General features: G+C 70.4%; 9 protein-coding genes. 1 reads left to right on the top strand and 8 read right to left on the bottom strand.

The features are described from left to right. Positions 1 to 179 precede the first annotated feature (179 nt). From ACFVM3_RS08475 to rimP, 7 genes are all read right to left on the bottom strand, one after another. Entirely contained in the window at positions 180 to 1,010 is an 831-nt protein-coding gene (locus tag ACFVM3_RS08475; protein ID WP_378436854.1) for an alpha/beta hydrolase, read from the bottom strand. A 16-nt stretch (positions 1,011 to 1,026) separates the two neighbouring features. Further along, positions 1,027 to 1,503: a 30S ribosome-binding factor RbfA gene (gene rbfA / locus ACFVM3_RS08470; RefSeq protein WP_126737747.1), complete on the bottom strand. Its 477-nt coding sequence runs from the start codon at positions 1,501 to 1,503 to the stop codon at positions 1,027 to 1,029. Between the two features lie 27 nt (positions 1,504 to 1,530). Continuing rightward, a complete protein-coding gene (locus ACFVM3_RS08465; protein WP_034312220.1) occupies positions 1,531 to 1,824 on the bottom strand; it encodes a DUF503 domain-containing protein in 294 nt (97 codons plus the stop codon). Between the two features lie 73 nt (positions 1,825 to 1,897). Then, on the bottom strand, positions 1,898 to 4,924 hold the full coding sequence (gene infB, locus ACFVM3_RS08460; protein ID WP_378436842.1) for a translation initiation factor IF-2: 3,027 nt from the start codon (positions 4,922 to 4,924) through the stop codon (positions 1,898 to 1,900). A 145-nt stretch (positions 4,925 to 5,069) separates the two neighbouring features. Further along, positions 5,070 to 5,285, bottom strand: a complete 216-nt coding sequence (locus ACFVM3_RS08455) for a YlxR family protein (RefSeq protein ID WP_034312224.1) — start codon at positions 5,283 to 5,285, stop codon at positions 5,070 to 5,072. Between the two features lie 110 nt (positions 5,286 to 5,395). Further along, positions 5,396 to 6,436: a transcription termination factor NusA gene (gene nusA, locus ACFVM3_RS08450; RefSeq protein ID WP_126729275.1), complete on the bottom strand. Its 1,041-nt coding sequence runs from the start codon at positions 6,434 to 6,436 to the stop codon at positions 5,396 to 5,398. Beyond that, positions 6,433 to 6,972, bottom strand: a complete 540-nt coding sequence (gene rimP, locus ACFVM3_RS08445; RefSeq protein ID WP_378436840.1) for a ribosome maturation factor RimP — start codon at positions 6,970 to 6,972, stop codon at positions 6,433 to 6,435. The genes nusA and rimP overlap by 4 nt, the downstream gene beginning before the upstream one ends. Positions 6,973 to 7,107: 135 nt before the next feature. Here rimP and ACFVM3_RS08440 point away from each other — a divergent pair, with 135 nt between their 5' ends. Continuing rightward, positions 7,108 to 8,034, top strand: coding sequence for a ferritin-like domain-containing protein (locus ACFVM3_RS08440; protein WP_378436838.1), 927 nt, complete (start codon positions 7,108 to 7,110; stop codon positions 8,032 to 8,034). Between the two features lie 106 nt (positions 8,035 to 8,140). Here the strand turns inward: ACFVM3_RS08440 and ACFVM3_RS08435 are convergent, their stop codons facing one another. After that, positions 8,141 to 8,761, bottom strand: a complete 621-nt coding sequence (locus ACFVM3_RS08435) for a hypothetical protein (RefSeq protein ID WP_378436836.1) — start codon at positions 8,759 to 8,761, stop codon at positions 8,141 to 8,143. Positions 8,762 to 8,837: the final 76 nt, after the last annotated feature.

Below are 8,837 nucleotides of genomic sequence, written 5' to 3'. Positions count from 1 at the left end.
GTCGCCGACAGGTCGCGGGAAGCGGCGCTCGCCAACGCCATGAAAGGTCCTTTCCTTGCAAATTTTGCAAGGAAAGGACCTTTCATGGCACGGGGTGATGCCTGACCACTCCGCGTTTCGTCCTCTGAGTGCGGTAGTACGCGATGCCAACTACCGCAGTCAGAGGACGAAACGCGGGATCAGGCGATGCGTTCCCCCACGAACTTCAGCACGTCCGGCATGATCTCGCGCCAGTAGTCGTCGTTGTGCGCGCCCGGCGTCATCTTCGCGACGGCGGGGTCGAGCGCCTTGATGAGTTTGCGGTCGGCGCGGGCGAAGGGATCGGAGTTCCCGCACCACACCCCGGTCGATTCGGGGGAAAGGTCGCCGGTGTGCAGCAGCGGCTCGTGCGCTTCCCATTGCGCGCGGTCCGCGAAGACCTTGCGGGACTTGGCATCGGGCCAGCTCACGAACAGTGCCGCGCTCGCGACGGCGACGGCCTTGAGGTTCTTGTGGTCGCGGGCGTAGCGCAGTGCGCCGAACCCGCCCATCGAGATCCCGAACATCGCCGACGGCGGCCGCAGCTGACGCTGGGCGAGCCAGCCGGGTAATTCGTCGGACAGCATCCGCTGCGGATCGTCCGCCTTGCCGACGTCCACCCAGTAGTTGTCCCCGTCGACGGCGGCGACCGCGAACCCGGGCAGCCCGGCGGCGACGGCCTGGTTCAGCGCGTCCTGTACGCCGAGGTTCAGGAACGTCCGCGCGTCGGCGCCGCGCCCGTGCAGGGCGACGCAGACCGGCATCCCGACCCTGGGTACCCCGTCCGGCGCGATGATGACGAGGTTGACGTCGCGGTTCCTCGCCGCGGACCGCATCTTCTGCACCGTGACCGCCTCGGTGAGCGGCGCCGGCGTGCTCGGTGGGGCCACCGGGGGCGGCCCCACCAGAGGCGGTTTCTCGGCGCCGCAAGCGGAAACCAGCGCCGAGCCGCCGAGAGCCGCGGCTCCCAGCAGCAGGCCGCGCCGGGTCACGGCGTGGCTCACCCGATCAGCGACGGGTCTCCTCGTCGGCGAACTCATCGTCTTCGGCCTCTTCCCGCGGCGGCTTGTACGGGTCGGGTTCACCGGCGTGCTGCGCTCCGGTCGCCCGCCGGGCGACCTCCGCGTCGGCTTCCCTGGCCTTCGCGAGGAGGTCTTCGATGCGCTTGGCGTCCTCGGGAATGCTGTCGGCCACGAAGGCGAGCGTAGGGGTGTAGCGGACACCCGTGCCCTGACCGACCTTCGTGCGCAGCACACCGCGGGCGGATTCGAGCGCCGCCGCGGCGCCGGCGTGGTCGGGCGTGGACTCCAGGTTCTCGCCGAGCACCGTGTAGTAGACCGTGGCGTCGTGCAGATCCGCCGTGATCTTCGTGTCGGTGATCGTCACGTGGTTGAGCCGCGGATCCTTGATGTCGTGCTCGATCGCGTGCGCGACGATCTGTGAGATCCGCTTGGCGAGCTTACGAGCCCGAGCGGGGTCGGCCATGGGATTTCGTCTCCTCGAAAAATTTCGTCAGTCATCCGGGCCGAGCAGCCGGCGGTGGGCGGAGAGCAGGTCGAACTCCGGCCTTCCGGCCACGAGGCGCTCACACGAGTCGAGCACGTCACGAACCTGCTCGCCACTCGCCGCGACCACGGCCACACCGATCAGCGCGCGCCGGTGCAGGTCTTGATGGCCCGCTTCGGCGACGGAGACGTCGAAACGCCTGCGCACCTCGGCCAGCACCGGCTTGATCACGGATCGCTTCTGCTTGAGCGAGTGGACGTCGCCCAGCAGGATGTCGAGCTCAAGAGCTCCTACGAACATGTGGGGTTCTGGGTTGTTTCGAAGGTGAAGCGGCGCTCCCCCGCCCAGATGCGGAGGAGCGCCGCTTTGTCACTTACGCGCGCGGCTTTTCGCGCTGCTCGTAGGTCTCGATGATGTCGCCGACCTTGAGGTCGCTGTACGACCCCAGCGTCAGACCACACTCGTAACCGTCGCGAACCTCGACCACGTCGTCCTTGAACCGCCGCAGCGAGCTGATCGGCAGGTTCTCGGCGATGACGGTCGCGTCGCGGAGCAGACGGGCCCGCGCGTTGCGGCGGATCTCGCCCGAGACGACGAGACAACCGGCGATGGTGCCGATCTTCGACGACTTGAAGACGTCGCGGATCTCCGCCTTGCCGAGCTCGACCTCTTCGTACTCCGGCTTGAGCATGCCCTTCAGAGCCTGCTCGATCTCCTCGATCGCCTGGTAGATGACCGTGTAGTACCGGACGTCGACGCCTTCGCGGGTGGCCCGCTCGGTCGCCTTGCCCTGCGCACGGACGTTGAAGCCCAGGACGATCGCGTCGGACGCGGTCGCCAGGTCGATGTCGGACTCGGTGACGCCACCGACACCGCGGTGCACGACGTTGAGTTCGACGTCGTCGCCGACCTCGAGCTGCACCAGCGAGGCTTCGAGCGCCTCGACGGTACCGGAGTTGTCACCCTTGATGATCAGGTTGAGGCTGTTCGTCTCCTTCAAGGCGGAGTCGAGGTCCTCGAGGCTGACCCGCTTGCGACGCGACGCGTTGAGGGCGTTGCGCGTCCGGGCGGAACGGCGCTCGGCGATCTGCCGGGCGACGCGGTCCTCGTCGACCACCAGGAAGGTGTCGCCCGCGCCCGGCACCGAGGTGAACCCGATGACCTGGACGGGACGCGACGGGTACGCCTCCGTGACGTCGACGTTGTGCTCGTCGACCATCCGGCGGACGCGGCCGTAGGCGTCACCCGCCACGACGGAGTCACCGACGCGCAGCGTGCCTCGCTGGACCAGCACCGTGGCCACCGGACCGCGGCCGCGGTCGAGGTGCGCCTCGATCGCGACACCCTGGGCCTCCATGTCCGGGTTGGCCCGGAGGTCCAGCGCGGCGTCGGCGGTCAGCAGGATCGCCTCGAGCAGGCCGTCGATGTTGATGTTCTGCCGCGCGGAGATCTCGACGAACATCGTGTCGCCGCCGTACTCCTCGGCGACCAGGCCGTACTCGGTCAGCTGCTGCCGGATCTTGTCCGGGTTCGCGCCTTCCTTGTCGATCTTGTTGATCGCGACCACGATCGGCGCCTTGGCGGCCTGCGCGTGGTTGATCGCCTCGACCGTCTGCGGCATCACACCGTCGTCGGCCGCCACCACGATCACCGCGATGTCGGTCGAGTTGGCACCACGGGCACGCATGGCGGTGAACGCCTCGTGACCGGGGGTGTCGATGAAGGTGATCAGACGCGGGTTGCCCTCGAGCTCGGTCTCGATCTGGTAGGCGCCGATGTGCTGGGTGATGCCACCGGCTTCACCTTCGCGCACCTTCGTCTTGCGGATCGTGTCGAGCAGGCGGGTCTTACCGTGGTCGACGTGACCCATGATGGTCACGACCGGCGGACGGACCTGCAGATCCTCTTCCTCACCCGCGTCTTCGCCGTAGGTGATGTCGAAGGTCTCGAGCAGCTCCCGGTCCTCTTCCTCGGGACTGACGACCTGAACGTTGTAGTTCATTTCGCCGCCGAGCAGTTCCAGGATGTCGTCGGACACCGACTGCGTCGCGGTGACCATCTCACCGAGGTGGAAGAGCACCTGCACCAGCGAAGCCGGGTTGGCGTCGATCTTCTCGGCGAAGTCGGTCAGCGAGGCACCACGCGGCAGGCGGATCGTCTCGCCCTGCCCCTTGGGCAGACGGACACCACCGACGCTGGGCGCCTGCATGTTGTCCATGTACTCCTGGCGCTTCTGCCGCTTCGACTTGCGACCCTTGCGCGAGGGGCCACCGGGGCGCCCGAAGGCACCCGCGGTACCGCCACGGCCACCGGGACCGCCACGACCGCCGCCGCCACGGAAACCGCCGCCACCGGCCGGGGCACCGCCGCCGCCACCGGGGCCACCGCCACCGGGACGGAAACCGCCGCCACCGCCACCGCCGGGACGGAAACCGCCACCACCGCCGCCACCACCGGGACCGCCGCGGAAACCTCCGCCGCCGCCACCGGGACCGCCACGAGCGCCGCCACCGGGGCCACCGCGGGCTCCGCCGCCAGGGCCACCACGGGCTCCGCCGCCGGGACCACCGGCCGGACGGGCCGGGCGGCCCGGCATCATGCCGGGGTTCGGGCGCGGGGGCATGTTGCCCGGGCTGGGCCGGTTACCGCCGGGAGCGCCGCCACCGGGACGCGGGGCCGGACGGTCGCCGCCCTGCCCGCCACCGGGACGCGGCGGACGGTTGTCGCCGCCCTGCTGGTTGCCGCCGCCGGGACGCGGACCGGACGGACGCGGGGCGGGCGAACCGGAACCCACACCGAACGGGTTGTTGCCGACACGCGGCGTGCGCGGGCCGGGCTTCGGACCGCCGGGCTTGGGGCCCTGCGGCTTCGGAGGCACGACCGAACCCTGCGACGGCGTCTGGGACGCGGGCGGGGTGGCGGGTGCCGGAGGGGTCTCCTTCTTCGGCTCGGCCGGAGCGGCCTTCGCCGCCGGAGCGACCTCTTCCTTGGGCGCCGGCGGCCGGGGGCCGGGGCGCGGACCCGGGCGGACACCCGGAGCGGGCCGGGACGGCTGCTGGGCCGGGGCCGACGTTTCGGACGCTGCCGGAGCGGACGCCGCGGGGGCGGCCGGGGCCTCGGACTTCGCCGCGGGCGCGGGCTGAGCGGGCTTCGCGGCCGGAGCCGGGGCAGCGGGCTTCGCGGGCGGCGCGGGTGCAGGACGCGGGCCGGGGGTCGGAACCGGCTTCTTCTTGCCGTCCTTGGACGGATACGCGTCACGGAGACGACGGGCGACCGGCGCCTCGACGGTGGACGACGCGGACTTCACGAACTCGCCCTGTTCCTTCAACTTGGCGAGAACTTCCTTGCTGGTGATGCCGAGCTCTTTCGCGAGCTCATGTACTCGGGCCTTGCCTGGCACAGCTCTCCTCATCTGGGGAGGCCGGCGGCAGACCCGCAGACCTCGTCCTATTGTCGCGCGTTCATTGATTCAGCTTCACGGCTGACTCATGACGGGTCGACCTGCTTCCTGATTCCATCCGGCACCGGGGATGTCCCGGCGCCCTTTAGCCTTCGGCGTGCCGCTCCAGGCGTTCGTGGACACCCTGGGCGTCGAGCGACCCTGGAACACGTAGTGCCCGGGGGAACGCCCTGCGCCGCTCGGCCTTGGCCAGACAGTCCGGCACGGGGTGCAACCAAGCACCCCGGCCCGGCAACCGCCGACGTTCGTCGACGATCAGCCGCCCGTCCGCCGCGACCACTCGCAGCAACTCGCCGATCAAGGCCCGTTTACGGCAACCCACACACGTGCGGACCGGAGTTTCCCGGTCATGCTGGAGGTCGGTTCCCGGCCGCGGGCTCTGAACCACTCGTAAGTCTAGCGCTTCGACCTTCACTCAGCCGAACCGGTTGCCGCGGCGGGCCGCGCCTGCCCGGCGTGTGCTTCGTCACCCTGCTCAGGGGCGGCGTCACTGCGGATGTCGATACGCCAGCCGGTGAGCCGGGCGGCGAGGCGGGCGTTCTGCCCTTCCTTGCCGATCGCGAGCGAAAGCTGGTAGTCCGGGACGACGACGCGAGCGGTCTTGGCCTTCTCGTCGACGACCCGTACCGATACAACCTTCGCGGGCGACAGCGCATTCCCGACGAACTTCGCCGGGTCCTCGGAGAAGTCGATGATGTCGATCTTCTCGCCGGCCAGCTCGCTCATCACGTTCCGCACGCGTGCGCCGACCGGGCCGATGCAGGCGCCCTTGGCGTTGACGCCGGGCACCGTCGAGCGGACCGCGATCTTGGTCCGGTGTCCCGGCTCCCGCGCGACGGCGGCGATCTCGACCGTGCCGTCGGCGATTTCGGGGACCTCGAGGGCGAACAGCTTGTGCACCAGCTTCGGGTGCGAACGGGACAGCGTGATCTGCGGGCCCCGGTTGCCGCGCGAGACGGTCACGACGTAGGCCTTGATCCGGTCGCCGTGCTCGTAGGTCTCACCGGGCACCTGCTCGATCGCGGGCAGCACGCCTTCGATGTCGCCGACCTGGATGACGACCATGCCGCGGGCGTTGGCGCGGGCATCACGCTGCACCACGCCGGCGACGATCTCGTTCTCCTTGGCGGAGAACTCGCCGAAGGTCTTCTCGTGCTCGGCGTCGCGCAGCCGCTGCAGGATGACCTGCCGCGCGGTGGTCGCCGCGATCCGGCCGAAGCCCTCGGGGGTGTCGTCCCACTCCTCGTCGGTCTGGCCGTCCGGGGTGAGGGTGTGCGCGAGGACGCGCACCAGCCCGCTCTTGCGGTCGATGTCGATCCTGGCGTGCGGCTGGTGGCCCTCGGTGTGCTTGTACGCGGTGAGGAGCGCGGTTTCGATCGCTTCGATCACCGTCTCGAAGGGGATGTCCTTGTCCCGTTCGATCGCGCGCAGCGCGGCGATGTCGACGTTCACTTCGGCTCCTCCTTCGGCTCCGTGGTGGCGGCGTTCAGGGCCGACGCATCGTTTTCCAACAGTTTCAGGTCCTCGGCAGGTGGTTGCTTGAACTCGATCTCGATGACCGCCTTGGTCACCGAGGCGTAGGGGACGTCCCGGATCTCGCCGTCCACGAGCACTCGCGCGGATTTCTCCCCCGCGTGCCCGACGCGGCCGACGAACGCCGCGCCTTCGGACGGCGTGACCTTGACGAGGCGGAACTTCGCGCGCCGCCAGTGCCGTCGCACGGTCAGCGGCCGGTCGAGACCCGGCGAGGTGACTTCGAGCGTGTACGCGCTGGCGATCACATGCTCGTTCTCGTCGAGCGCGGCGGAGACGGCGCGGCTGACGCTCGCCACCTCGTCCAGCCCGACGCCGTCGTCCCCGTCGACGACGACCTTGACCAGCTGGCGGCGGCCTGCCTGCTGGACCTCGAAGGAATCGAGGTCGAAACCCGCGGCCGTGACGGCTTCGGCCACGATGGGCTCCAGCCTGCTGGCGAGGTCGTTGGGCACGGTGGAGCGCTCCTGTTCGGCTGTGGGCGACCCGGCGGCGTGGATCCGGGTTCGGTAGTGGTCCAGCTTATCCGGTCACCCCCGCGTGACGCGCGAGCGGCGGCCCCGTCCGGGGTACTGGCAGGATGGGGCGGCGTGACCGGAAGATCGACAGAGCCGAGCCGTCGCACTTTCCTGCGGATGGGAGCGCTGGCCGCGCTGGCCGTGCCGCTGGCGTCCGCCTGCTCCCCCGGCTTCGACGAAAGCCCCGACCCGCTGGGTCCCCTGCTGCGCGCGGCGGAGACCGACGCGGCCGGCGCGAAGGCGCTGGGCGCCGAGGGCGAAGCGGTCGCCACCGCGCGGGCCGCGCACGCGGCAGCGCTCAAGACCGAGGTCGACCGGCTCAACCGGCCGAAGCCGGAGCAGTCCGGTCCCGCGGAGAACCCGCCTTCGTCGGTGGACGGGCTCAAGGAACGGCTGGCCCAGGCCCGCAAGCAGGCCGAGGGCCTCGTGCCTTCGCTGCCCCGCTACCGCGCCGGGATGGTCGCCTCGATCGCGGCGGGCTGCGCGGCGCTGCAGCAGAGTTCGGAGAAGCTCGGCCGCGGCGACGACGCCGGCGCGGTCGAAGTGCCCGCCGGGGTCCGGCTCGGCGGGGAGAGCGCGGAGGCCGTCCAGCAGGCGCTGGCGGCCGAACACGCGGCGATCTGGGTGTACGGGCTGGTCAGCGCGTACCTGCCGGCCGCCTTCACCGGCGCGGTGGCCAGGGGCACGGCCGAGCACGTCAAACGACGGGACGTCTGCGAGCGGATGTTGTCCGCGGCGGGACAGACCCCCACCGGCCCGGAGGCGGCGTACGTGCCGCCGAGGCCGGTGACCGAGGCGAACTCGGCGATGGAGCTGGTGGCGACGGCCGAGGCGGACGCGACGTCGGCCTGGCTCGGCGTGATCGACCGGACGGACGACGCGGCCTTGCGGACGACGGCGTTGAACGCGCTGATCGGGTCGGCGCGGCGAGGGACGGCGTGGCGGGCTGAGTTCGGCGCGAAGCCGGTGGCGATCGCGATGCCGGGCCAGTCTGCCTGAGCCTCTGCCGCCCTCGTCGGCCCCTATCGCGCGCTAGGAAAGGACCTTTCCTTGCAAATTTTGCAAGGAAAGGTCCTTTCCTAGCATCCGGAGGGGGCCTCCGCGCTCAGCGGCGCAGGTCACCCGAAAGCCGCAGAGCGTCGGTCGCGATCCGCTCGATCAGCGGCTTGTCGGTCTGCTTGTTGTAGAAACCGGCCAGCACGATGGCCACGTCCGGCCCCGTGACGTGGGAGTCGTAGGCCGCGTCCTGCCCGGAGATCTTCGGGGCGCCCTGGTCCTTGAAGGTCCCATCGCGCACCAGGTCGGACACGTTGCCCGTGCCGTCCTTGTCGGTCAGCGCCTTGAGCTGGGTCGCGGTGACCTCGCCGGGCATGGTGACCAGGACGACCGAGACCAGCGCCTTCTTCCCGCTGGTCTCCGTCGTGTACAGCGCCCGCGAAAGGCGTGTGCACGGCGTGTCGGTGAAGAACTTCTTGGTGTCGCCGTAGGCCTTGCTCGCGCAGTCGGTGGTGACCTGCGGCCCTTCGACCAGCGTGTACTGGAACTGGCCGCTCTTCGACGGCGGTTCCGCGACCGGGGCCGGCTCCGGCTCATGCCGGATCAGCCACCAGAGCAGGGCGGACACGACCGCGATGGCGACCAGCCCGGCACCCTTCAGCGCCAGGCCCTTGGTGTCCCTCGGCGGACTCGGCGCGGGCGGCGGCCCGCCCGGCCCTGCCGGTCGCACCGGCTGAAGCCGGGCCGTTTCCGTCGGTCCCGGGGTAAATTGCGCACCAACCACGGGAACATACGGTAGTTCACGC

It is taken from the genome of Amycolatopsis sp. NPDC057786 (assembly GCF_042797905.1).
GTDB lineage: Bacteria > Actinomycetota > Actinomycetes > Mycobacteriales > Pseudonocardiaceae > Amycolatopsis.
Note: the sequence above shows the minus strand (reverse complement) of the source record. Positions and strands in the feature narration are given on the sequence as shown.

Bases quoted from the DNA above. Each gene is read 5' to 3' on its own strand.
- rbfA (WP_126737747.1), bottom strand. From the start codon at position 1,503: ATGGCCGACCCCGCTCGGGCTCGTAAGCTCGCCAAGCGGATCTCACAG.
- ACFVM3_RS08465 (WP_034312220.1), bottom strand. From the start codon at position 1,824: ATGTTCGTAGGAGCTCTTGAGCTCGACATCCTGCTGGGCGACGTCCAC.